The sequence below is a fragment of the Paenibacillus cellulositrophicus genome (assembly GCF_009363095.1).
GTDB classification, from domain to species: Bacteria; Bacillota; Bacilli; order Paenibacillales; family Paenibacillaceae; genus Paenibacillus_AQ; species Paenibacillus_AQ favisporus.
Genome location: NZ_CP045295.1, coordinates 4,567,609 through 4,590,794 on the forward strand (window position 1 = coordinate 4,567,609; position 23,186 = coordinate 4,590,794).

Genomic DNA, 23,186 nt, shown 5'->3' on the forward strand with positions numbered 1-23,186 from the left:
AGCCTCTGCATGGGGGTGATTTGCGTAGAGAATGTGATACAATAATAGACATGACTTTAGTGATGAAGGGAATAGTGAAATGAGCAAAGCGATAGATGATACGCTGCAGCAGGAAGTGGAGAAGCGCCGGACGTTCGCGATTATCTCCCACCCGGACGCAGGTAAAACGACATTAACGGAGAAGCTGCTCCTGTTCGGCGGCGCGATCCGGCTGGCCGGTACAGTCAAAGCGCGCAAAGCGAGCAAGCACGCGACCAGTGACTGGATGGAAATCGAGAAGCAGCGGGGGATTTCGGTTACTTCGTCGGTGATGCAGTTCGATTATAACGGACACCGGATCAACATTCTGGACACCCCGGGTCACCAGGACTTCAGTGAAGATACGTACCGTACGCTGACCGCTGCCGACAGCGCCGTCATGCTGATCGACGTGGCCAAAGGGGTCGAGGCCCAGACGATCAAGCTGTTCCAGGTTTGCGCGAAGCGGGGCATTCCGATTTTTACGTTTATCAACAAGCTCGACCGGGAAGGCCGGAGTCCGTTCGACCTGATGGAGGAGCTGGAGCAGGTGCTTGGCATCCGCTCCGTGCCGATGAACTGGCCGATCGGGACCGGACGCGAGCTGTGCGGTGTCTACGACCGCATGAAGAATCAGGTCGAGCTCTTCCAGGGGAACGACCATTCGACCATTCAGGTACAGAAGGTGGAGGACTATAACGACCCGGTTATCCGTGAGATGGCGGGGGATTACCTGCACGATCAGCTGTGCCAGGACCTGGAGCTGCTGGACGTGGCGGGGGACCAATTTGACCTGGAAAAGGTACAGAAAGGCGAACTGACGCCGCTGTTCTTCGGCAGTGCGATCAACAACTTCGGGGTGCAGACGTTCCTGGAGAACTTCCTGCAGCTGGCCCCGCCGCCGGAGCCGCGCCGCAGCACGGCTGGGTTGATCGAGCCGACGAACGAGAAGTTCTCGGGATACATTTTCAAAATCCAGGCGAACATGAACCCGGCGCACCGGGACCGCATCGCCTTCATGCGGATCGTGTCCGGCAAGTTCCAGCGCGGCATGACCGTCAAGCATGTGCGGGTCGGCAAGGACATCAAGCTGTCGCAGCCGCAGCAGTTCCTGGCACAGGACCGCGACATCGTCGATGAGGCGTATCCTGGCGATATCATCGGGCTGTTTGACCCGGGCATTTTCCGGATCGGCGACTCGCTGAGCCAAGGCAGCGAAATTGTCTTTGACGAGCTGCCGACGTTTTCGCCGGAGATTTTCTCGAAGGTGACGGTCAAGAATGCCCTGAAGCACAAGCAGTACCAGAAGGGCATCGACCAGCTGACGGAGGAAGGGACCATTCAGGTGTTCCATACGGTCAGCTTCGACGATACGATTCTCGGCGTTGTCGGCCAGCTGCAGTTCGAAGTATTCGAATACCGGATGAAAGGCGAGTACGGTGTGGATGTGCAGCTGCAGCGGATGCCGTACCAGTTCGCCCGCTGGATCGTGGACGATCAGATCGATCCGAGCAAATTCCGCATCAACTCGACGCTGGTGAAGGATAAGAAGGGCAACTATGTCGTGCTGTTCGAAAACGAATATGCGATGCGGACCGCGATGGAAAAAAATCCGACCGCGAAGTTTTTGGAGACGGCTCCTTAAGACTGTTGAAGCTTTTGTAATATAGGAAATACCCCTCCGCTGTTTCCCAGCGGAGGGGTATTTGTCATTGCGGTAAAAGCACCGGCGTCTTTGTTAAGTCAATGGACCCGGCTTAATCGTCTTGAGGTGCTCATGAGCCACATGGACGAGCTCGTTCTGCTGCTTCGTGTCGATATTTTTCCACATCATCTCAAAGATCGCTCCCAAGCCGGGGAGTGCCTGCTCCGGACCGTCGACGGATCCTTCAATCATTTCACGAAGCTCGGCTTCATTGGAATCATGGACCTTATGGACAATAGCTTGGCGCAGGTCGAGAAGAATTGACATGATCGTTTTCCCTCCAGGCTAAAAAGTTTGAACCCTTCACATCAGAGCCGCCCGCTTCCATATAACGTGCGGACGCAGTTCTGCTTCCCAGGGCTCAGTCTGAATTGTAATGATATTCTTTAGTAATGTGCCCCGAGGCGGGTGGCAAAATTCAAGTTTTTCACCCGCTGTGATATAATAATCAGGATAGACTTCTTATAGTCGTGGAGGTTAACATATGGCGAAAAAGCAGTACGCCGTCATCGGTATGGGGCGCTTTGGCTCCAGTGTTGCAAACACACTGAGCGAGATGGGGTTTGACGTGCTTGCCATCGATTCGGATGAACAGCGCACCCAGGCGGTATCGAATATGGTTACGCATGCCGTATCAGCGGATTCAACGGATGAAGAGGCGCTTCGTGCCCTGGGCATCCGCAATTTTGACGTGGTGGTTGTCGCCATCGGCGAAGACATCCAATCCAGTATTTTGACGACGCTCATCCTGAAGGATCTTGGGGTCGGAACGATTATCGTCAAGGCGCAAAATGAGTTGCACGGCAAGGTTTTGCAAAAGATCGGCGCCGATAAAGTGATTTTTCCGGAGCGGGATATGGGTATGCGGGTCGCCCACCATCTCACTTCGCCGAATATTTTGGATTACATCGAGATTTCCGAAGACTACAGCATTTTGGAATTAAAGGCTTCGCAGGACATGGTCGGCAAAAACTTGAGGGAGCTCGACATTCGCGCCCGCTTCGGCTGCAACGTCATGGCGATCAAGCACGGTACAAAGATGGATATTTCGCCGTATGCCGACGCCCCGTTGGGCGAAGACGACGTACTCGTTATCGTCGGCGAAAAAAGCGATTTGACCAAGCTGGAGCTCGCTTATCCGAAGTGATCCGATCCTCAGCGCGAGAACCTCGTGCTGAGGCAGAGGAGCAGTTTGAAGATGAATCATGAGAAGGACGGTTAAGGATGGACATCATTTCACCGCAAAATCCCCGGGTCAAGGAATGGGCACAGCTGCTCGAGAAGAAGCACCGGGACAAGCAGCATAAATATATCATCGAGGGCATTCATCTCGTGCAGGAGGCGCTGACGGCCGGGGCAGACCTGGAGTGCGTCGCTTTTGACCTGGAGCAGGGGGTTCCGTCCGAGCTTGCCCACCTGGCTGGCGGGGAATCTGCGGAGTGGGTCGGCGTATCGCCTGCGGTAATCGCGAAGTGTACGGATACCAAAACGCCGCAGCCGGTTTTTGCCGTTGCCCGGAAGCCCAAGTCCGCGGCAGGGCTTGACGCCCTGATGAGCCGGGAAAGCAGCCTGGTCATCATCCTGGACGGCGTGCAGGACCCCGGCAATGTCGGGACGATCATCCGCAGTGCCGATGCGGCGGGGGCGGACGGGGTCATTCTGGGGCGCGGGTCGGCCGACCTGTACAATCCGAAGACGATCCGCTCGACCATGGGGTCGCTGTTCCATTTACCCGTGGTGGAGGGTGATTTGATGGAGATCCTGCCGGAGGCGAAGCGGAGCGGCGCGCGGGTGATCAGCACCAGCCTGCAGGCGCAGGACACGTGCTACAGCTACGATTTCCGGCAGGGCTCCTGCTGGCTGCTCGTCGGCAACGAAGCCAAAGGGGTATCGGAGCAGGCGCAGCAGCTGGTGGATGACGCGCTCATCATACCGATGCGGGGACAGGCCGAGTCGCTGAACGTGGCGATGGCTTCGACGCTGATGCTGTTCGAGGCGATGCGGCAGCGGCATTTTGCTTGAACCTGCCTGCTCGTGAATATCAAAATAAAAGGCAATTCCGATCGGTGTGCGATGCGGAGCTGCCTTTTTTGCGTTGCGTTACACGCCCGAATAGGCCATAAATCCGCCGTCAACGGGCACCACCGTGCCGGTGACAAAGCCCGAGGTGGTGTCGTCCACCAGCCAGAGCAGGGTACCCAGCAGGTCTTCTGGAACGCCGAACCGGCGCATCGGTGTGTGGCTGATGATTTTATGGGAACGTTCGGTCAGGGACCCGTCCTCGTTCGTCAGCAGTTTTCGGTTCTGTTCTGTCAGGAAAAAGCCGGGGGCAATGGCGTTGACCCGGATGCCCGATTCGGCAAGGTGAACCGCCAGCCACTGAGTAAAGTTGTTAATCGCTGCTTTGGCTGCGCTGTATGCGGGCACCTTGGTCATAGGACTCGGTGCGCTCATGGAGGATATGTTCAGCACAACCGCGCCGGGACGGCCGATCATCTGCCCGGCAAAGACCTGGGTCGGAATGAGGGTGCCGATCATATTGAGGCCGAGCACGTTCTGGAATCCCTGGATGCTGAGATCAAAAAACGTCGTGATCCCTGGCTGTCCAAGGTGCTCCGGCTTATAGATCTCTTCCGTCGTATTAGCACTGGGATGATTTCCGCCCGCTCCATTAATCAGGATGTCGCACGGGCCGAAGGCCTCGCGGACCTGGCGCTCCGCCGCCTGCACGCTGCCGGGCTCCATCACGTCGCAGGCCACGGCAAGCGCCTGACCGCCCGCCTCGCGGATTTGCCGGGCAACGGCTTCGCCCTTTTCCGCCGTCCGATTCAAAATCGCGACGTTCACCCCTTGGCGTCCGAGCTCCAGCGCCATCGCGCTGCAGAGAACCCCGGACCCGCCGGTGACAACGGCTGTTTTTCCGTGCAGGGCAGGGTGGTTAGGCAATGCTTTCATGCGTATCCCTCTTTTCTGCGGTAGGTTGAAGCTTCTGGTAGGCGTCCCACAGCCCCCAGAGATACATAATACCCATGGCGCGGTCATACAGGCCGTATCCCGGCCGGCACTGCTCGCCCCATAAATGTCTGCCGTGGTCCGGGCGGGCATAACCGGTAAAGCCGGTGTCATGATATGCCTTGACGATGCCCGCGATATCGACGGTGCCGTCCTGCGTCCGGTGCGAAGTCTCGATAAAGTCGCCGTTCTCATACACGCGCACATTGCGGATATGGGCAAAAGGAATCCGGTTCGCAAACTCATGGATCATGGCGATGATGTCGTTGTCCGGATTGGCCCCAAGGGAGCCGCTGCACAGCGTAATGCCATTGGACGGGCTGTCCACAAGGGAGAGCAGGCGCCGCAGGCTGTCCTGGCCGGTAATAATACGCGGCAGCCCGAAAATCGGCCATGGCGGATCGTCCGGGTGGATGGCCATCGTAATGCCGCAGCGCTCCGCGGTTGGAATGACTGCCTCCAGGAAATAGGCGAGATGGTCCCATAGGTCCTCTGACGTCACATTCCGATAGGCCTCAAACAGGGAGGTCAGATGCGCAAGACGTTCGGGTTCCCAGCCGGGCATCGTCAGGGAGCTGTTCTGGTTGATCGTCTGTACAAGGTCAAACGGGTCAATGCCGTGGATTTTGGATTTTTCAAAAAAGAGTGCCGTTGAGCCGTCCTCCAGCCGCTTGTAGAGTTCCGTCCGGGCCCAGTCGAACACCGGCATAAAGTTGTAACAAATCACTTTCACGCCGACCTGCGCCAGCTTTTCGATCGTTTTGACGTAATTGTCGATATACTTGTCCCGGGTCGGCAGGCCCAGCTTAATATCCTCGTGGACGTTAACGCTTTCCACCACGTCAATATGAAGGTTATGTGCTGCAGCTTGATCCCGAACAGCGATGATCTTCTCCATCGGCCATTCGTCTCCGGCCGGGACGTCATGAAGCGCCCACACGATCCCTTCGACACCGGGAATTTGTTTGATATGATCCAGCGAAACCGTGTCATTGCCTTCGCCGAACCAACGGAATACCATACGCAATCCCATACACCGCCTTGTCATTATGTTGTTTTGCAGAAAGAAGCTGCTGCCATTTCATCGGCACCATTGCCGGTACCGGTATGGCATGCTCCGGCGGCCTTGCTACACAGGCCAGCATGACTTACTTGAAATATTCCGGGTAGCGCTGTTTCAGGACCGGGAGGTTCGAAATGCTGAGGGTTAGATGCTCCTTCATGATCCGTTCGGCGAGGTCCGCATTCCGGCTGCGGATGGCTTGGATCATTTCCCGATGCTGCTCAAACAGGTTCCCCCAGTGCGGATCCAACGACAGCCATAACACGCGGGTGCGGTTCAGATGCGCGTTCATCTGCTGAATGACGTTCCATGTGCCCATTTTCCGGACGCCCTCAAACAGGATTCGGTGAAAAGCCTCGTCGAGCTCAAACATTCGCTTGCCGTCAAGCTGCTTCATGCTCTCCTGCTGCATCACGAGATTGTTCTCCATCTCCTGCAGCTTGTCTGCGGGAAAGGACTCGCAGGCGAGACGGACGACGGCCTTCTCCAGCTGCTCACGCATGAACCGGGCTTCCTCCACCATGTCCGGATCGATCAGCGAGACACGGGTTCCCCTTTGAGGCAGCACCAGCAGCAGGCCTTCCTGGGCCAGGCGTACGAAGCTCTCCCGAACCGGCGTCCGGCTGACGTGGAAGGTCAGGGACGTTTCTTTCTCGGACAGGGCCGTACCCGGGGGAAGCTCCAGACTGACAATTTGCTGCTTGAGCTGTTGGTACACGAGATTTCCGGCTGAACCGGATTGGAGCAGAGTTTCATCCATTTCATGGATACCTCCTGACACTTCCATACTACCATACAAGTATGGCAGACGAAATGAAAATTTGCAGCTGAACGACCTGGATATTTGAATGAAAAGCCAATAAAATGCAGGCCAATAGGATTCGGCAGGTTCTACAAGCTCTGAAAACCCGTCATGGAAAAGGGCCCACAGGGTTGAGAGCCAGGTTCAGGACAGAAAAAAGCCGGCGGACAAGTCCGTCGGCTTTTTAATCTGGCAGAGCGCTGCAACGATCGTGCGGGCATGAATCTTCTGTGTACATGGTGGTAGTTCGGATAGCCGCAGTTTTTCCGGGCTTACAGTGTTCGATTATTTTACCGGCTGCGTAATGATCCGGTCCACGATGCCGTATTCCAGCGCTTCCTGGGCGGTGAGGAAGAAGTCGCGATTGGTATCCTTCTCAATGCGTTCCAGCGGCTGTCCGGTTCTCTCCGCGATAAAATCGTTGATCTTGCTTCGCAGCTTCAAAATCCGGCGCGCCGTGATATCGATATCGGCTGCGGGACCTTGGGCACCGCCGAGCGGCTGATGCAGCATGAACTCGCTGTTGGGGAGGGCATAACGCATGCCCTTTTCCCCGGCAAGGAAGAGCACCGCACCCATGGATGCGGCAATACCCATGCAGATCGTGGTGACCTTCGGCTTGATGTAGTCCATTGTGTCCAAAATGGCATAGCCTGCCGAGGTAGAGCCCCCCGGGCTGTTGATATACAGGGATATATCCTTCTCCGGATCGTCGGCGGCCAGGAACAGCAGCTGTGCGATGATGCTGTTGGCCACCACGTCATTCACTTCGGAACCGAGAAAAATAATCCGGTCCTTCAAAAGGCGCGAATAAATATCATAGGAACGCTCGCCAAGCCGGCTTTGTTCCACAACGTAAGGAATCGTGTTCATGTTCATGGCCTCCTTTATATGGGAAGGCACAAGGATCTACGCCGCACAGCGCAGGGACATACCCGTTCCAGAGGACATCCGAGTCCGGCCGAAACCGACCACTGGGGCCTGGTCCGTTACCGGCTGCAGAGCTTCCATTAGCCGCTGGAGCAGCTCAGGCTTCTCCTGCCGGATGGCGGTCAGCAGGATATGGCGAAACTCCTCCTGCTCGACGTCCTTCCAGTGCGGGTCCGGTGAAATGGCTTCGCCGGTGTCTCCGCTGATGTTGCGGCGCGCCCTGTGCAGCAGTGATTTGACTGTCGTTTCATTCAGTTCCAGCATGCTGGCGATATCCGACACCCGGCTCTCAAACACGTCCTTCAGCACGAACACCAGCAGCTGCTTTGGCGTCAGCTTCTCCATCAAGGTGTCGAGCCCGGACAGAAGCGTATCGATCGGGTGATCGGTTGATTGCGGCTCAACCATCGGTTCGGCCGACTCACGCGACCTTTTACGGACGAGATCGATCCAATGGTTGCGGGCAATGGTCATCATAAGCGGCAAGCTGGGCTGCCGCGGAGATGACGGGTCTTTCAGGCAGAAGCGCAGCGTTTTATCGATGGTGTCATGTGCCAAATCTTCGGCATCCCAGCGGTTGCGGGTGACGCTCAGGCAGAATTTTTTCAAACTTGGGTACAGCTCCGAAATATCCTCGCGATGATATCCGGTGCCATGGGATTGACGGATTAACATGTTAATCACACTCCTGTAGAGGCCTCTATAGAGATAACGTTTGAACAGGGGGAAAAGGATACGGGATGCTCATTTTTTAAAAATATTATGTTACAAGGGGATAACGATCTTTCTCCAATATTGATACCAGTATAACAAAATACGAAAGTGGCTGCTCCCTGGCAGGAGTGGGGCTTGCTCTTCTTTTTTGCCAAGCCCGGGCATATGCTGATAAGGTAACCTACGGCTTCGAAGGAGGGGTTCCGGCATGAAAAGAAGGGCCAGATGGCGCAGCAGAGGGGCGAGCAGGCCCCGGAGCCGGCGGAGGGTATGGCTGATCGGTGCATTGGTTTTTCTCATTCTTATGCTCCAGGGCTTCGCCTATGTCGAAAATCATCTGAAACCGCCCATCATGTACCTGGCCAAAATCCGCATGAAGCAGATTGCAACCGACGCCATTAACGAAGCGGTGGCTGCGCAGGTGGCGGAGGGCGAGAACGCGGATGACCTGATCGATTGGAAAATGGATACGTCCGGCAAAGTGTCCGGCTTTATGCTGAATTACGCAGAGCATATGAAAATTACCTCCAGCACCTTTAAGGTGGTTCAGTCCACGCTGGAGGACAAACATAAGCTGGCCGAGAGCATTCCGCTGGGCCAGGCGCTCGGCAGCCCAATCATTGCATCCTTCGGCCCCAATATTCCGATTCGGGTCGAGCCTCAAGGTGCGGTCAAGGTAGATCTGAAAACGAGAGAAAAAGATGCGGGGATTAATATGGTGCTCGTGGAGATTTACATTCATGTAACGGTCGAAGTGGGAGTCGTCGTGCCGTTCGACATGGAGCCGGAAATCGTCGATACGGAAATCCCGGTCTCCTACCTGATGGTCGTCGGCAACGTTCCGATGTATTATTACGACAGTAAGGGCACGCCGGTCGGGGAAAACGGGGCCGCGGCGCCAAGCATCGCGCTGCCCGGAGCCGGAGCGCAAAGCCAGCAAGGCGGAAGCCCGGCGGCAGGAAACCCGCCCAGCATCCATCCGGGAGGGGAAAACCCCGGAACAACGGATTCGACGAGCGGGGTAACGGGGGAGGCAGGGAAGCACTAAACGGCCCCAGTATAGCCATAAAAAAAAGGGACCTCCCGAACACGCGGTTCAGGAGGATCCCTTTTTCTGTTTCAGCGCTTTGCGCTCTTCCATTTCCCAGCGCCGGAGGGATGGATAAGGGTCGAACGACCATTCGACCAGGCCGCTGTCACGGTAGATGCCGTAGTGCAGATGCGGAGGGAATTTACCTTGCGTGCCGGGTTTCCCGTAGCCGGAGCTGCCGACCCAGCCGATCGTTTGCCCTGGTGTGACGATATCTCCCTGTTTGATGGACTTTTCAAACCCTTGCAGATGAGCGTAGTAATGGTAATGGTTGTCCAAATCCCGGATGCCGATGCGCCAACCGCCGAACGGGTTCCACCCCTTGAGCTCAACTACGCCATAGCAGGTGCTTCGTACGGGAACGCCGTAGTTCGCAAAGATGTCCGTGCCTTCATGGATCCGGTAACCTCCCCAGCTCCGCCCGCTTCCCCAGGTGCTCCGGTACGAGTAGCTATTGCTGATGGGGAGAGGGAAGGCATGCCCTGATAAATCCAGCGTGCCGAATTTTTCATACAGCTTGGAGAATTGTTCGATCCGTTGAACCGAGCGGCTGTTATGGTAATATTCCCACATCGCGATGTTGAAATCTTCCTGTGATTTGCCGTACCGCTGCAAATAATCCGCCATGCTGTACAGCACGTCAAGGTCGTTGTCGGGATCTGCCCGCCCGTCGCCGGAGCCGTCGCGGCCGTATCCGTCGAAGATGGAAATGGACCGCGGGTTATGATCGTTCAATTCCGGATTGAACACTCCCGACCAGGCCGGTTCCGTAATGAGGATGCCGGTGAGGCGCTCCGGGTGCTTGCGATCCTTTGGATGGGCTTTGGTCAAGGTCCGTTCGTACTGGTCGATCGCGGCAATTCTGTACCAAGGGATGTTGGTGGCCTTGCTGATCTTCGCATAGAGTGCCTTTCTGGACTCCAGGATTTCTGTCCGGCTCAGCTGGTCCAGCGACTTGGCGGCTTGGTTGGGCTCCGGAGCCGCCGGCTCCGCGTCCACCTTGCCGGGAAGGTGAAAGCAGCCCAGCAGCAGCGCCGATGCGAGTACACCTGTCAGCGAACGTTTGAGCCACCGTGTGTGCGGAACAATGTATTTCATCGGTTCTCTACCTCCTGCCAGTTTGATGCAGTCCTCGCTCAATATTCGGACTGGACCGACATAGCCTTAGAGTGAATCAAGAACCTCGAATTTATCCGTGCTTGGAAATGGAAGTATTTTGGCCGATTTCATGATATAATATGGAACATGCAGCAGCTAACCATGATAGCGAAAGAAGGTCAGAACATTGCCTACGAATACCATCAAGGAGCCAAAGCCGGATTGGATTCGCATCAAACTGACAACCGGTGACAATTACCAGGAAATCAAGAGCATGATGCGCTCTAAGACCCTTCACACGGTATGTGAAGAAGCACGTTGCCCTAACATATATGAGTGCTGGGCCAATCGTACCGCCACGTTTATGATTCTCGGCGATATTTGTACGCGGGCCTGCCGTTTTTGTGCAGTAAATACAGGAAAACCGACGGAGCTGGATCTCCAGGAACCGGAACGTGTCGCTGAAGCGGCGGAGAACATGGGTCTACGCCACTGCGTCATCACCAGTGTGGCCCGGGACGATCTGTCCGACGGAGGTGCGTCTATTTTCGCAGAGTCGATCAAGGCTGTCCGCAAGCGTCTGCCGCTGTGCAGCGTGGAGGTGCTGATTCCGGACTTTATGGGCAATTGGGACGCCCTGAAGACCGTAATGGACGCGAAGCCGGATATTTTGAACCATAACATTGAAACGGTGGAACGCATGTCGAATCGTGTGCGCGCCAAAGCGAAGTATGACCGCTCCCTGGAGCTGCTGCGCAGAGCGAAGGAAATGCAGCCGAACATTCCGACGAAGTCCAGCATCATGCTGGGAGTCGGCGAAGAATGGGATGAAATTTTGCAGGCGATGGACGACCTTCGCGCCGTGGATTGCAACATTATGACAATCGGGCAATATTTGCAGCCTTCTCCGCAGCATTTAAATGTGGTTAAATATTATCATCCGGATGAGTTTGCCGCTCTGAAGGAAGAAGGCATGAAGCGGGGATTCAGCCACGTGGAATCCGGACCGCTTGTGCGCAGCTCCTACCATGCCCATGAGCAGGTACAATCCGCTGCGCAGCATAAATAGGCGCCATTATACGATAACCTCAGGCAGAAAGGCAGGGGTAGTTCATTGATTCTGATCGGCGGAAAAAATTATGAGGTGCTTAAAGATCATAAAGACGGTTGGAACCTTGAAGCCTTTCGTGAACGATACAGTGAAGTGCTGGACCGCTACGACTATATTGTCGGCGATTGGGGCTACAGTCAGCTCCGGCTTAAAGGGTTTTACCGGGATAAGCATCCCAAAGCAACCAAAGACACAGCCATTTCCGGTATGATGGATTACATTAACGAATACTGCAACTTCGGCTGCGCGTACTTTGTACTGCAGAAGAGCCGGGAGTCGCAGCCCAAAGAGAAAACAAAAAGCGGTTCCGTATAGGAGCCGCTTTTTGTTATGCAATTTGTCATGCACATAAAGTCTTGATGCTGATCTATCCCAAAAATGCTTCCCGCACCCGGTTCCAGAACGGGAACGGGCGGTATCTCGCAAAGCTGACCTTCTCCTTGGCGACCTGGCAGCGAACCGAGATGAGGTCGTCCACCTGCAGGTTGACATGATCGATGTAGAGTAAGAGCCGCTGCTCTTTGCGGGAGAAAATGTCGCAGTGATGGTGCTTGGGCAGCAGAAGGGGCGATCCCATCGTCCGGAAGACGCGGTTATTGATCGAGGCGATCTCCGCGATCTGCAGCGCCTCGATAGTCGGGTGCACCATGGCGCCTCCAAGACTTTTATTATATGCCGTGCTTCCGGATGGCGTGGAGACGCAGATCCCGTCGCCGCGGAACATTTCAAAGGTTTGGTCGTTGATGTCCACCTGGGCCACTACCGTTCCGTCGACGCCTTTCAGAGTGAACTCGTTCAAGGCGATATAGGAAGCGTTGCCCGATTTTCTATGAATTTCAAGTTCAAGCAGCGGATATTTGACGATTCGCGGACGAATGGAGCCCGAATTGGCCGCAGAGCTCATCAGTTCGATCAGCTGCGGCAGCTCGTCCGCTTTCCAGTCCGCATAGAATCCCAGATGTCCGGTGTGAACCCCTACGAAGGCAATGTCAGGAATATGGTCAATAAACGTATGAAAGGCATGAAGCATGGTGCCGTCCCCGCCGATGGAAATGACAATCTCTGGTGATTCGGCATCCAGCTGAAATCCCCGTTGCGCCGCAAGCTTATGGAACTGCTCGCTTAAATCCACGGATAACTGATCCCCGCGATCCAGAACATAGTATCTCAAGGGTGTAAGCTCCTTTGTAATGGGTTTATAAGAATCATAAACAATATCCGAGGATAACACAACGTCCATTTCATGTTCCGTGATCAGGAGGTCCGGCGAACGCCGCGCCACAAGGATTGAATCCAGCTGATCAGAAGGGAGAGCACCGTCATCCCGGCCAGCAGGATGCACAACAGGACGAGGCAGTCCCGGATGCCTTGGGCCGAGGCCAGAAAGCCGAAGTTTTGGCTTGCGAAGACAGGCGCATCGGTATAACGTCCCATCACTGGTTCCCATAAAAACAAAACGAGGAAAGCAGCCACAAAACCATGGATCAAGCGCGCCATCATGAACGGCAAATAGCGCAGATTGGTGGCGTGCAGAATGCTCGCGATCTGGGCATGCACGGAGAGCCCTCCCCAAGACAGGATAAAGGCCGCTGCAGCTGCCTTAAAGGGCAGCGGAACGGAGGAGGCGGCTTCACCCGCCGAACGGGCGCCCAGGGTAACCTCAAATAAGCCTCCAACGAGCGCTTCCGAGAGGGATGGAGGGAACTGGAGCGCCGTCAGGCCATTTTCCAGCAGACGATAGAAGAACGCCATTACCCCCGCTTCGGTAAGTATCTCTAAAAATACCGAGAAGAATACAACCAGTCCGCCCACGACAATAATAAGCTTCAGCGAAGATTCGACCGCCTGCTGGAGCAGCTCGCCCACGCTTCGGCCGTCGTTCATTCTGGCTTCATGCATGGCGTTGAACGCCCGCCGCAGCCGGCTGCCGCGAACCGGGGCTCCGGAAGCCGGAATTTCGGTCACCGAGCCCCGTTTGCCATGGAAACGCATGAGGAGGCCGATCAGAAAACCGCCGCCGTAATGGGAAAGCGCCAGAATGGTCGCGATTTTGGGATAATGAAAAAAACCGACCGATACGGCGCCGATCAGAAATATCGGGTCAGAAGAGGTTGTAAAGGCCACCAGCCGCTCGCCTTCCTCCCGGTTGAGCATTTTCTGTTCCCACAGCTTGGCCGTCAGCTTGGCCCCGATGGGATAGCCTGACACATACCCCATCGCGGCTACGAATCCTCCGCTTCCGGGAATGCGGAACAACGGCTTCATCAGCGGATCGAGCAGCGTGCCGAACAAGTGAACGATGCCGAAGCCCAGCATCATTTCGGAAATGATGAAGAAGGGAAATAACGACGGAAACAGGACGTCCCACCAAATGGCCAAGCCCCGCAGGGCAGATTCCAAATAAGGGCCGGGGTAACACAGCATCAGCACTAACAATCCGGCCATAGACGCAATCATGAGCGGTAAACCCAGCCTTTTTACGGACAAATTCGCAGCCTCCCTTCCGAATATGGGACATGAGAATCACACCTATGTTCCTAGATTTTATGAATGTCATCGGACAAACAGTACAAAAAAGTTGGGAAAGCGTTTACAATAAATGCTGTATTTTTGGTGGAGATATGGTAAAATATACAGTACAACAACTAACTTCATTTCAAGTTTAAAATATATGGATGGAGTGATGAGAACATGAGTATTGTCGCCGGTCTCCTTGTCTGCGCCTTCGTGTATGTCATTCGCGAATCACTGGTCCATCCCGGCGAAGAGGATTGGAGCAGTTACTGAAGATGTCCTAAGGTGCTAAACTTACGTTTAGCGCCTTTTTTTGTGCATTGGGACTTGTCCTTCCGCCAGGCAAATGCAGAGGATCTGCGACCCTGCTTTAAGCTCAGAGCCCACATTGTGGGGTTATTTTGTTTTTGGTTTTTGATATAATGGAAATCATATGTACTTTGCATGTTGATGATTCATTCGAGTAAGCAGCGTTGGAAGGCCCAGAAAGAGACAAGCAGCGATGAGGACACTGGGCATGAAAGGAATGTATGGATGTGGCATTGGAACCTCTTTACTCCATTAATGTAGTATGCTGTAATTGCGAGCATCAATTTTCCACGTCACGGGTGCGTCCGAGCTTTAAGAAGGCCGTGCGTACGGATGCGGATTTTTGTGCTTATTATAACAACGAGAATCCCGACTATTATGTGGTCAGGGTATGCCCGAAGTGCGGTTTTGCGTCTACGGAGCATTCAACGGAACGGCTGAGCGATGTGCAGAAAAAGCAGTTTGCCGAGAAAATCGGCAAGCGCTGGATCGAGCGGGACTACAGCGGACACCGGGATTGGGAAATTGCGCTTGAGACCTACAAGCTCGCCTTGCTGTGCGCGCAGACGATCGGAGAGAAGGATCGGATTATCGCAAGCCTTCTGCACCATATTGCCTGGCTCTACCGGTATAAGGGCGACGAGGAGCAGGAGCAGCGCTTTCTGAAATACTGCCTGGATTCTTATATCCGGGTGTATGAGCTGGAAGGCGTAGGAGCGAACAACGCGCGCTTGCTTTATTTGATTGGGGAACTGAACCGCCGGACAGGCGATTTCCATCAGGCGGTCAAGTGGTTCTCCAGAGTCATCAATGATAAACATATCGTGGATTCAGCCATGATTCACGCTTCACGCGAGCAGTGGGGCGTGCTGCGGCAAGAGATGCTGGACAAGCGAATGGAGCTGCCGGGCGAGATGAATCCCGCCTGAACGTAAAAACACGCCAAGGAGACCGTGTCCATCACGGTATGCCTTTGCGTGTTTTCTTTCCGGAGCAGATCAGCCGGTTCGATCAGCGAATATCCTGGTCGAACAGCAAATAATCGTTGTCCGTGTCAATGATATGGAGTCTGTTGTTGCAGCAGGGAAAGACGAGCAGCTTTTTCTTTCCTTCATGAATGCTGCGAAGCTCAGCCGGCTTAAGGGGCAGCCTCACATTGTTCGTTCCGCAGAACGGACATTCATGTACATAGATATCGCCCATCACTTTGTCGTAAGGCCAGGTTCTGGAGAACGGAATCATGATTTGGTTCCTTCATCGCCGTCCTGCTTGCCGGCTTCTTCCTTGGCGAGCTCCGCCAGCTTCTGCAGCAGGATATGCTGCGGCATGTGCATCAGGTGTTCCAGGGGAACCCCCAGCTTCTCGGATAGTTTCACGGCGGTCTCCGGTGAAATTTGCAATGGTCTCATGGTGAGTATCCCTCCTCTGTATGAATAAGCCTGTTTTGCCGGGCAGAAACATAAGGGTTTCGTCTTTATAGTTATACACCTTACCATGAGGCCAATCAAATAAAATAAAAATGATGATGAGAAAGGTGATTCGAACATGAACAAAGACCTGAAATTAACTTGGAATCTTGAATCCGTATTTCCAGGCGGCTCCGCTTCCGCCGAGTTCGATACCTTCCTTCACTCCCTGGAGCAGGACCTGAAGAGCCTTCAGGGCGAAATCAAGGCAGCCAAGGCGCCGGCGAGCCCAAAAGAGACCGAGTCGTTTGACGGGTTTATTGAAGCGCTGCAGGGCACTATTGCCCGCTTCTCCGAAGCCAGCGCGTTCGTCAGCTGCCTGCAGGCACAGAACCAGCAGGATAAGAAGGCCGTTCAGCTGGGCGGCCGCCTGGCGACCCTTCGGGCGCTCATTAGTGGAATCATGACCGACTTTGACCACATTCTCCGCTCGACCGATGACGAGACGTTCGCGCAGTGGATCGGCCGGGATCAGGTGCGGCAGCTGGCCTTCGTCCTTAGTGAGAGCCGCGATCAAGCCCGCGAAATGATGAGCCCGGACATGGAGAGCCTCGCGCTCGATTTGGCCATCGACGGTTATCATGGCTGGAGCAGCATGTATGATACGATCGTCAGCCATATTCAAATTCCGTTTGAGGAAAACGGCGAGACCGTGTCGCTGTCGGCTGGACAGGCGGCCAATAAGCTGGACAGTCCGGACAAGGAGACCCGCGAGTCGATGTTCGTGAAGTGGGAACAGGCATGGTCGGACAAAGCCGACTTCTGCGGGGATACGCTGAATCACCTCGGCGGATTCCGCCTGAAGCTGTACGGACGCCGCGGCTGGGACGAAGTGCTGAAGGAGCCGCTTGAAATCAACCGCATGTCGCGTGAGACGCTGGATGCCATGTGGAATGTCATTCAGGACAACAAGCAGATGCTGCTGCAGTATATGGAGCGCAAGGCCAAGCTGCTCGGCCAGGACCGTCTGAGCTGGGTGGATGTAGAAGCGCCGATCAGCAAATCCACGGGCAAGATTTCTTACCAGGAAGCGGCGGAAACGATCGTGGAGCAGTTCCGCAAGTTCAGCCCGCGCCTGGCCGACTTTGCCGAGATGGCCTTCGACAAGTCTTGGATCGAGGCGGAAGACCGGCCGGGCAAGCGTCCAGGCGGCTTCTGCACCTCGCTGAAGCTCAGCAAGGAGACGCGGATCTTCATGACGTTTAGCGGAACCGCTTCGAACGTCTCGACGCTGGCGCATGAGCTCGGACACGGCTATCACCAGCACCTGATGAACGAGCTGCCGATCTTGAACCAGCGGTATGCAATGAATGTTGCGGAGACGGCTTCTACCTTCGCGGAGATGATCGTATCGGACGCGATGGTAAAATCGGCTGCTGATGAGCAGGAGCAGCTGGCGCTGCTTGAAGACAAAATCCAGCGGAGCGTCGCATTCTACATGAACATCCATGCGCGCTTCCTGTTCGAGACCCGGTTCTATGAGAAACGGAAGAGCGGTCTGCTCAGTGTTCAGGAGCTGAACACGCTGATGGAAGAAGCGCAGAAGGAAGCGTACTGCGACGCCCTGTCGTCTTACCATCCGCATTTCTGGGCGTCGAAGCTGCATTTTTATATTACGGGTGTGCCGTTCTATAACTTCCCGTATACTTTCGGCTACATGTTCAGCACGGGCATCTACGCACGCGCGCTGCAGGAAGGCGCAGGCTTTGCCGATAAGTACGACGCCCTGCTGCGCGATACCGGCGTCATGACGGTGGAGGAGCTGGCCAAGAAGCACCTGAATGCCGACCTGACGGGCCGCGATTTCTGGCAGAGCGCGGCGGATCTGACGGCAGAGGATGTCAAGCAGTTCCTGGCCATGACCGACCATCTGGTGTAATCCAGACGGACGGTTCGGATAAGTGGAATAGATCACACCACACAAAAAGCAGTCCCTAGGGGTTCATTACGCCTCAAAGGGACTGCTTTTTTGATGATACATTAGCTTGGGAGACACAGACTTGTTATATCGCATCGCAAGAAGACGACCGCTAAATGCACTCTTGTGGGACTGGATAGCAACATGGAATCGCTTTGTCAGATGCCCGCCCTCCGCAAAGTGCATCAAGCGGGGCATAGGTTAGGAACGTCCGCGGATTTCCTGACGCAGGAACATGACGTACGAGATCGCAAAGCAGACCAGCGTCAGGGCGATCAGCCCGGTGACCTGCGGCCAGATCAGCAGCAGGCTCTGCCCGAAGGGGAGCGGGCTGTCAATCGCGCCGTAGGCCTGCTCCGTCGTGAGCGGACCCAGTGTACGCACCGTCGGCATCAGCAGCGTCGAGGTCGCCTCATTGAACAGCGTATACGGTGAAATCCGGCTCAGCCCGAGCATAAAGCTGACATGGTGGACCATGTCGTCCACCGAAGCCGTGTCACTGTTAGGCGCAAGGCCCGAGGAGATCAAATTCAGGATCATATCGTAAAAGAAGCTGAAGAATAGCCAGACGGCGATGCCCGACAGCGCCGATGTGGCAGGCTGGCGGAACTTAACCGAGAACAGGATGGATAAGTTCAGCCAGAATCCGATATAGACGATCGTGACGACCAGGAAGCTGAGGATTCTCAGCAGCTCCTCGAATGACGGCGGCAGTCCTACGATCAGAAAACCGAGGGCCAGAACGAGTAGCCCGAGGGAGAGAAACATGAAGCCGATGATGGTGAGCGATGCGATAAATTTGGCATTCAGCAAATCGTCACGGTGAATCGGCTGCGCCATGATGCGGCTCAGGGTGCCTTTGTTCCGCTCGCTGTTGACGGCGTCGAAGCCGAGGCCGATGCCAAGCAGCGGGCCCAGGAAGCCGATGAATCCGATAAACGACGGCAGGGTGCCGTCGGAGGTGGTGAACAGCTTCAGGATGACGAAATCGCTGTAGCCGTCCGTGGATTTGATAGCGTCCTGCAGGCTGTTCAGCGCCGTATACAGCGAGGCGACGCAAGTCAGGAAGATGATCGCCAGGAGCAGCAGGAAGCGCCAGCTCCGGACATGATCGGAAATCTCCTTGCGCACCAGGACACGGAATGCCGCCGGGTTCGTATTCGCCCGGCTGAACCGCTCCCGGTCGGAGGGAACAGTGCCCCGCAGCCGGCCGATGCCGTCCTTAAATGGGGAGCGGACCGTGTCCCAGGCTTTATTTAGCTGCTCTTTTAGAACGCTTGCTTCCAAGTTCCTCACCTCCCGCAAAATATCGCCGGTAGATTTCATCCAGGCCGTATTCCTTGCGCTGCAGCCCGTAAAGGGCCGCTCCCGACGCGACGACCGTCCGGGCGATCTCCGGACTGCAGTCGGCGTTGACGCCGATCTCCAGGCGCGTCCGGTCCTCCACCGGTCTCATCGAGTCCTGATCCCCGCTCGCGATCCGGACAGAGCTGACCCCTTCCACGCTCTGAAGGTCAGCCAGCAGCTCATCATCCGCCCGGTTCACCTCGGCGGTGATCAAGAGCGGCGTGTCGGTCAGCAGGACGCGGGACAGCGTCTCCAGGTTTCCTTCGGCCAGCAGCCTGCCGCTGACGAACAGACCGACGCGGTCGCAGATTTGCTGTACCTGGTGAAGCTGGTGCGAGGAGAGGAGCACCGTCAAGCCCTGGTCCCGGCTGAGGCCGTGGATCAGGCCGAGGAGCTCATCGATCCCTTTGGGGTCGATGCCGAGCGTCGGCTCATCGAGGATGATGATTTCCGGCCGCTTGATCAGGACGTCCGCGAGTCCAAGCCGCTGCCGCATACCGCGGGAGTAATTCCCGGCCTTCTTATGGGCGGCATCCTGCAGCCCTACCTCCTTCAGCAGATAGAGCGAACGATCCTCCGCCTCTTTGTCGGAAATGCCGTTAAGGCGGGCGGTCAGCTTTAAGTTCTCGAGGCCGGTCCAGTCTTCGTAAAAACCGACGTCGTCCGGCAGGTAACCGACGCGGCGTTTGACTTCAATCGGCCGCCGCGTCGGATCCAGTCCCAGCACGTTGATGCTTCCGCCGTCCGGTTCGCTCAGGCCAAGAAGCATCAGAATGGTGGTCGATTTGCCTGCGCCGTTTGGGCCGAGCAGGCCGAAGATTTCCCCGCGGCGGATTTGAAGGGACAGATGGTCCACGGCTTTATGGGTGCCGTAGCTTTTGGTCAACTGCTGAATGTCGATGACTGTCTCCGCCAACGTTATCTCCTCCCGTATTTACGAATGAGTACATAGATGCCGCCCAAAATGAGCAGGATGATCAGCACGCCGATCCAGCCCCATAGGACGGAGCCTTTGACGGCGACCCGGAAAGAGGCGTTGGATGAAGATTCCGCGGCCTGAGCGGTAATATCGGTCACATAGTCCCCGGCGATGGCTTTGTCGCTTGCGGTCAATTTGGCTTCCACCGTGGTGGACTTGCCGGCGGCGAGCTTATCAACCGTTTTGGGATTAAAGCTGACTTCCCAGTTGGTTGGCGCCGTGGAGGTGAAGTTAATGTTGGTCAGGTCGGCGGTACCGGTATTTTTGACCAGCAGCTCTACGGTTTTATCTCCACCTGCCTTAATGTCGGTGCTTAACAATCCGCTTGGCGTCGTCAGTTCCATGCTGTACTTGCCGGTAATGACGGCTTCGAGCTCCAGCTCGGAATTCGTCGTCTGGTTGGAAGCGCGGATCGGTATTTTAAAGGTACCCTGCGTCACGTTTTCAGCCGGCTTTACATCAACGGTAATGGATTTGTCAGCCCCCGGGTCCACTTCGACAGAAGAGACCTGTTTGCTGTCGGCCGTAAATGTTACGTCCCATCCCTTCTCAGCCTGGGCGGTTAACGCATACGTCTGCTTTTCGGCGGTGCGGTTGGACAGGTTCACCGAATAGGTAAAGGTCGCGTCGGAGTGTCCCTCCAGGTTGGCCTGATCGGTCGTCAGTTCGGTTTGATACGTGCCCTTTTCCGTAATGTTGACCGAAAGTGGTAGAGACGCGAGGCTGCCCGCCGACAGCGTAAAGCGATAGGTTCCCTTGTCGATTTGCATCGGAACCGTCACGTCCAGGGAGATCGTTTGCGATGAATCCGGCATGACCGAAATTTCGTTCAGGTCCCAGCCGCCGCCCGAAATTTTGGCCGTCCAGCCTTCGGGCAGATCGGTAACGGATATCGGGGCTGTAATGACGCTGCCGGAGTTGTTTTTCAGCTCCACGCTGTAATTCAGTGATTCTCCGGGAGGCACGGAAATGGAAGTGTAGGTAGTGTACAGCGTCAGACCTCCGGCTGCATGAACCGGACTTCCCGTGCTGGCAATCAGGAAACCGATGCAGAGCATCAGCGCCAGGCCGGCATGTGTGATGATCCTCAAGAAACGTGTCATGAAACAGAACCCTCCTCAAGTGTGTTGGTGATCATCTGGAATACGAATGAAGGGCCGCCACCGGATTTACCGGAAGATTAAAAGAAGATAAAAATTTGCTTAAAAAGGGATAAAATCACGGAAGAGGGGAGTCCGAACGCCAAATTCTTTTGCTAGAATGTTGCTGTAAAAATGGCGGCCAGCGCTCTCTTCGGGACCCTGGGTGCAGGGGGCAGGCCGGATCAAGGGAATGAAGAGAATAAGGGGGGATACTCCATCATGCAGGACCGTCCTGAAGCGTGGTTGAAGGAAATTGCAGAGGGCTCGGCTCCGGCTTTCGACCGGTTCTATGATGCGTTTGCTCCGATGGTTTACCGGCTTGCGGAATACTGGATGAAGGACCGGGTGGAAGCGGAAGATGTCTGTCAGGAAATTTTTATCGAAGTGATGGAAAAAGCGGGGCACTACGATCCCGAAAGGGGCAGTGTGGAAGCGTGGCTGGCGGTTCGTGTCCGAAGCAGGGCGATGGACCGCCTCCGGCAAAAGCAGCGGATGGCCGCCCTGCAGCGGACACAGGAAGAGTCGGCCGTTATGCGCTGGCAGCGGACGTTGGAATCGGCGGAGCTCGAAGCGTTCCGGCATCTGGATCAGGAGCAGGTGAGGGCGGCGCTGCGCAGCATCCCGCCCATGCAGCGAATGGCGCTCTACGGGAGCTATATGATGGAGCTGACGCACCGCGAGCTGGCTGAGAAGATGCAGAAGCCGGTCGGAACTGTGAAGTCGCTGATCCGCTACGGCATCCGGAATTTGCGCAGCAGACTGGAGCAGGGCCAGGTTACACAGGCCGGCGAGGGAGGTGAACCGCATGCGGTTGTCCATTCGGGAAAATGGGAGCAATAATCCTGAAGGCTGTGCGGAGCTGCCCGAGGAAAAGCTGGTCGATTACGCGATGAAACAGCTGGAAGAGCCGGAGCGTCTCCTCGTCGAGGAGCATACCGCCGCCTGTCCCCACTGCAGGGAGCGCCTTGCCGAGTGGGAGACGGTGATGCAATCCGTTGAGCTGGTCGGCCCGGTAATGAGCGAGCCAGCCTCGTCTTTGGAGAGCCAGCCAACCGCTGCAGCGTTGAGCACGCCGCTGCCCGAGTCGCCGATACGGGCTGTGGGTACCGAAGAGAAAACCGCATCAGAGGCGGATTGGCAGGCCTCCAGCGACGTAGCTGACCCGTTCGCGGCCTCTTCCGCAGCTCCTGGCCCTTCCGCCCGTCTTGGCCGCAAAATGCGGCTTCTGGCCCGGCTCCGTTCCCTGGAAAAAGGATTTGTCCGCCGGCGGCGTTACCTTGTACCTGCCGCAGCGGCAGCGGTTGTTGCGGGCTGCGTCGTTGCAGGACTGTTTTCCTTCAAGCATCGGGAGATGCCGTCCGCCGATTCTATCGATCAAGCCTTTACATCCAAAATCGCTGTGATGCAGTCGGCCAATTACGATCAGTACCGGATTCCGCCGCTTCCGCCGCTCCACGGATCAGGCGGCGTGTGGATCGACCGGGATTCGGGTGAGATGCTGATCGTGATCGAAGGCCTTCAGCCACCGGAGGAAAAGGCTTACCAGGTATGGCTGCAGCATGAGCAGCGGTCGGTCAGTATGGGAATGCTGATGACGGGTATGGCCGAGGGTAAAGGTTATTATTACGGATACGGGAACATGGACCCGGACCAAATTGTGATCAGTCTGGAACCTAAGGGCGGAAGCCGGGTTCCGACCGGACCCGAAGCACTAAGGGTGTCTGTCGATGATAACAGGGAGTAGCGCCAGCCTGGGGGATCTCAAATGCCCTCGGGCTTTTTTTCTTTTCAGGTTTCGCGTTAGCCCGGGATAGTCGCTTTAAGCCGACTGTTTTTAGGGTGACGGGATCATCGAATTGGATTTGGGGTAGCGTTCATTGGAGTGGATTCGTGGTTTTTCGCGCACTTCTTGGAATATCCTTGGGGAAATCACATTTTGTCAAAATAACCAGAAATATAGCGATTTGT

At 55.7% G+C, this 23,186-nt stretch carries 23 protein-coding genes and 1 pseudogene; 10 read left to right on the forward strand and 14 right to left on the reverse strand.

What is annotated here, in order from left to right; all coding sequences use genetic code 11:
• The first annotated feature begins 79 nt into the window (after positions 1-79).
• Positions 80-1,663 (forward strand): peptide chain release factor 3, encoded by a 1,584-nt coding sequence (locus GCU45_RS20570; protein WP_105442011.1) that lies wholly within the window; start codon positions 80-82, stop codon positions 1,661-1,663.
• A gap of 93 nt (positions 1,664-1,756) precedes the next feature.
• Here the strand turns inward: GCU45_RS20570 and GCU45_RS20575 are convergent, their stop codons facing one another.
• Complete coding sequence (locus GCU45_RS20575; RefSeq protein WP_076175171.1) at positions 1,757-1,990, reverse strand: small acid-soluble spore protein SspI; 234 nt, start codon at positions 1,988-1,990, stop codon at positions 1,757-1,759.
• 217 nt (positions 1,991-2,207) lie between these two features.
• Here GCU45_RS20575 and GCU45_RS20580 point away from each other — a divergent pair, with 217 nt between their 5' ends.
• Both GCU45_RS20580 and GCU45_RS20585 read left to right on the forward strand, forming a co-directional pair.
• Entirely contained in the window at positions 2,208-2,870 is a 663-nt protein-coding gene (locus tag GCU45_RS20580; RefSeq protein WP_152400178.1) for a potassium channel family protein, read from the forward strand.
• Positions 2,871-2,947: 77 nt separating this feature from the next.
• Entirely contained in the window at positions 2,948-3,745 is a 798-nt protein-coding gene (locus GCU45_RS20585; protein WP_152400180.1) for a TrmH family RNA methyltransferase, read from the forward strand.
• A 78-nt stretch (positions 3,746-3,823) separates the two neighbouring features.
• Here GCU45_RS20585 and GCU45_RS20590 read toward each other — a convergent pair whose 3' ends face one another.
• The 5 genes from GCU45_RS20590 to GCU45_RS20610 form a co-directional block, all read right to left on the reverse strand.
• Positions 3,824-4,678, reverse strand: coding sequence for an SDR family oxidoreductase (locus tag GCU45_RS20590; protein ID WP_152400181.1), 855 nt, complete (start codon positions 4,676-4,678; stop codon positions 3,824-3,826).
• Positions 4,662-5,762, reverse strand: a complete 1,101-nt coding sequence (gene uxuA / locus GCU45_RS20595) for a mannonate dehydratase (RefSeq protein ID WP_152400183.1) — start codon at positions 5,760-5,762, stop codon at positions 4,662-4,664. Before uxuA ends, GCU45_RS20590 begins: the two co-directional genes overlap by 17 nt.
• Before the next feature lie 121 nt (positions 5,763-5,883).
• Positions 5,884-6,558, reverse strand: a complete 675-nt coding sequence (locus tag GCU45_RS20600) for a GntR family transcriptional regulator (RefSeq protein ID WP_152400185.1) — start codon at positions 6,556-6,558, stop codon at positions 5,884-5,886.
• A 327-nt stretch (positions 6,559-6,885) separates the two neighbouring features.
• Positions 6,886-7,479: an ATP-dependent Clp endopeptidase proteolytic subunit ClpP gene (gene clpP, locus GCU45_RS20605; protein WP_280117416.1), complete on the reverse strand. Its 594-nt coding sequence runs from the start codon at positions 7,477-7,479 to the stop codon at positions 6,886-6,888.
• Positions 7,480-7,509: 30 nt separating this feature from the next.
• Positions 7,510-8,205: a sigma-70 family RNA polymerase sigma factor gene (locus GCU45_RS20610; RefSeq protein ID WP_152400189.1), complete on the reverse strand. Its 696-nt coding sequence runs from the start codon at positions 8,203-8,205 to the stop codon at positions 7,510-7,512.
• Positions 8,206-8,452: 247 nt separating this feature from the next.
• Here GCU45_RS20610 and yunB point away from each other — a divergent pair, with 247 nt between their 5' ends.
• Complete coding sequence (gene yunB, locus GCU45_RS20615) at positions 8,453-9,292, forward strand: sporulation protein YunB (RefSeq protein WP_145137179.1); 840 nt, start codon at positions 8,453-8,455, stop codon at positions 9,290-9,292.
• A gap of 48 nt (positions 9,293-9,340) precedes the next feature.
• On the opposite strand, the gene GCU45_RS20620 is transcribed toward yunB, so the two are convergent.
• Entirely contained in the window at positions 9,341-10,432 is a 1,092-nt protein-coding gene (locus GCU45_RS20620; RefSeq protein WP_145946605.1) for a M23 family metallopeptidase, read from the reverse strand.
• Positions 10,433-10,619: 187 nt separating this feature from the next.
• Between GCU45_RS20620 and lipA the strand changes: the two genes are divergently transcribed.
• Positions 10,620-11,501, forward strand: a complete 882-nt coding sequence (gene lipA, locus GCU45_RS20625; protein WP_234489770.1) for a lipoyl synthase — start codon at positions 10,620-10,622, stop codon at positions 11,499-11,501.
• A 45-nt stretch (positions 11,502-11,546) separates the two neighbouring features.
• Entirely contained in the window at positions 11,547-11,858 is a 312-nt protein-coding gene (locus GCU45_RS20630) for a YutD family protein (protein WP_076175150.1), read from the forward strand.
• A gap of 52 nt (positions 11,859-11,910) precedes the next feature.
• Here GCU45_RS20630 and GCU45_RS20635 read toward each other — a convergent pair whose 3' ends face one another.
• Positions 11,911-12,714, reverse strand: a complete 804-nt coding sequence (locus GCU45_RS20635) for an NAD kinase (RefSeq protein ID WP_076175238.1) — start codon at positions 12,712-12,714, stop codon at positions 11,911-11,913.
• Between the two features lie 83 nt (positions 12,715-12,797).
• A complete protein-coding gene (gene ylbJ / locus GCU45_RS20640; RefSeq protein WP_152400190.1) occupies positions 12,798-14,030 on the reverse strand; it encodes a sporulation integral membrane protein YlbJ in 1,233 nt (410 codons plus the stop codon).
• Between the two features lie 563 nt (positions 14,031-14,593).
• Here ylbJ and GCU45_RS20645 point away from each other — a divergent pair.
• Complete coding sequence (locus GCU45_RS20645) at positions 14,594-15,295, forward strand: DUF2225 domain-containing protein (RefSeq protein WP_208837059.1); 702 nt, start codon at positions 14,594-14,596, stop codon at positions 15,293-15,295.
• 82 nt (positions 15,296-15,377) lie between these two features.
• On the opposite strand, the gene GCU45_RS20650 is transcribed toward GCU45_RS20645, so the two are convergent.
• Both GCU45_RS20650 and GCU45_RS20655 read right to left on the reverse strand, forming a co-directional pair.
• A complete protein-coding gene (locus GCU45_RS20650; protein WP_076175144.1) occupies positions 15,378-15,608 on the reverse strand; it encodes a hypothetical protein in 231 nt (76 codons plus the stop codon).
• Positions 15,605-15,775, reverse strand: a complete 171-nt coding sequence (locus GCU45_RS20655; protein WP_076175142.1) for a YycC family protein — start codon at positions 15,773-15,775, stop codon at positions 15,605-15,607. The genes GCU45_RS20650 and GCU45_RS20655 overlap by 4 nt, the downstream gene beginning before the upstream one ends.
• Positions 15,776-15,911: 136 nt before the next feature.
• Between GCU45_RS20655 and GCU45_RS20660 the strand changes: the two genes are divergently transcribed.
• Complete coding sequence (locus tag GCU45_RS20660) at positions 15,912-17,711, forward strand: M3 family oligoendopeptidase (RefSeq protein ID WP_152400194.1); 1,800 nt, start codon at positions 15,912-15,914, stop codon at positions 17,709-17,711.
• Positions 17,712-17,951: 240 nt separating this feature from the next.
• Here GCU45_RS20660 and GCU45_RS20665 read toward each other — a convergent pair whose 3' ends face one another.
• From GCU45_RS20665 to GCU45_RS20675, 3 genes and pseudogenes are all read right to left on the reverse strand, one after another.
• Positions 17,952-19,037, reverse strand: coding sequence for an ABC transporter permease (locus GCU45_RS20665; RefSeq protein ID WP_425281207.1), 1,086 nt, complete (start codon positions 19,035-19,037; stop codon positions 17,952-17,954).
• Positions 19,003-19,956, reverse strand: a pseudogene (locus GCU45_RS20670) (ABC transporter ATP-binding protein); the annotation flags it as partial. The gene GCU45_RS20665 and the pseudogene GCU45_RS20670, both read right to left, overlap by 35 nt.
• A 59-nt stretch (positions 19,957-20,015) precedes the next feature.
• A complete protein-coding gene (locus tag GCU45_RS20675; protein WP_152400200.1) occupies positions 20,016-21,179 on the reverse strand; it encodes a COG1470 family protein in 1,164 nt (387 codons plus the stop codon).
• Between the two features lie 258 nt (positions 21,180-21,437).
• Here GCU45_RS20675 and GCU45_RS20680 point away from each other — a divergent pair, with 258 nt between their 5' ends.
• Together GCU45_RS20680 and GCU45_RS20685 are read left to right on the forward strand one after the other, a co-directional pair.
• Positions 21,438-22,058 (forward strand): RNA polymerase sigma factor, encoded by a 621-nt coding sequence (locus tag GCU45_RS20680; RefSeq protein ID WP_076175134.1) that lies wholly within the window; start codon positions 21,438-21,440, stop codon positions 22,056-22,058.
• Entirely contained in the window at positions 22,024-22,962 is a 939-nt protein-coding gene (locus GCU45_RS20685) for an anti-sigma factor (protein WP_152400202.1), read from the forward strand. Before GCU45_RS20680 ends, GCU45_RS20685 begins: the two co-directional genes overlap by 35 nt.
• Positions 22,963-23,186: the final 224 nt, after the last annotated feature.

Coding starts and splice junctions, on each gene's coding strand:
- GCU45_RS20570 (WP_105442011.1), top strand. CDS start 80: ATGAGCAAAGCGATAGATGATACGCTGCAGCAGGAAGTGGAGAAGCGC.
- GCU45_RS20575 (WP_076175171.1), bottom strand. CDS start 1,990: ATGTCAATTCTTCTCGACCTGCGCCAAGCTATTGTCCATAAGGTCCAT.
- GCU45_RS20580 (WP_152400178.1), top strand. CDS start 2,208: ATGGCGAAAAAGCAGTACGCCGTCATCGGTATGGGGCGCTTTGGCTCC.
- GCU45_RS20585 (WP_152400180.1), top strand. CDS start 2,948: ATGGACATCATTTCACCGCAAAATCCCCGGGTCAAGGAATGGGCACAG.
- GCU45_RS20590 (WP_152400181.1), bottom strand. CDS start 4,678: ATGAAAGCATTGCCTAACCACCCTGCCCTGCACGGAAAAACAGCCGTT.
- GCU45_RS20600 (WP_152400185.1), bottom strand. CDS start 6,558: ATGGATGAAACTCTGCTCCAATCCGGTTCAGCCGGAAATCTCGTGTAC.
- clpP (WP_280117416.1), bottom strand. CDS start 7,479: ATGAACATGAACACGATTCCTTACGTTGTGGAACAAAGCCGGCTTGGC.
- GCU45_RS20610 (WP_152400189.1), bottom strand. CDS start 8,205: ATGTTAATCCGTCAATCCCATGGCACCGGATATCATCGCGAGGATATT.
- yunB (WP_145137179.1), top strand. CDS start 8,453: ATGAAAAGAAGGGCCAGATGGCGCAGCAGAGGGGCGAGCAGGCCCCGG.
- GCU45_RS20620 (WP_145946605.1), bottom strand. CDS start 10,432: ATGAAATACATTGTTCCGCACACACGGTGGCTCAAACGTTCGCTGACA.
- GCU45_RS20650 (WP_076175144.1), bottom strand. CDS start 15,608: ATGATTCCGTTCTCCAGAACCTGGCCTTACGACAAAGTGATGGGCGAT.
- GCU45_RS20655 (WP_076175142.1), bottom strand. CDS start 15,775: ATGAGACCATTGCAAATTTCACCGGAGACCGCCGTGAAACTATCCGAG.
- GCU45_RS20660 (WP_152400194.1), top strand. CDS start 15,912: ATGAACAAAGACCTGAAATTAACTTGGAATCTTGAATCCGTATTTCCA.
- GCU45_RS20675 (WP_152400200.1), bottom strand. CDS start 21,179: ATGACACGTTTCTTGAGGATCATCACACATGCCGGCCTGGCGCTGATG.
- GCU45_RS20680 (WP_076175134.1), top strand. CDS start 21,438: ATGCAGGACCGTCCTGAAGCGTGGTTGAAGGAAATTGCAGAGGGCTCG.
- GCU45_RS20685 (WP_152400202.1), top strand. CDS start 22,024: ATGCGGTTGTCCATTCGGGAAAATGGGAGCAATAATCCTGAAGGCTGT.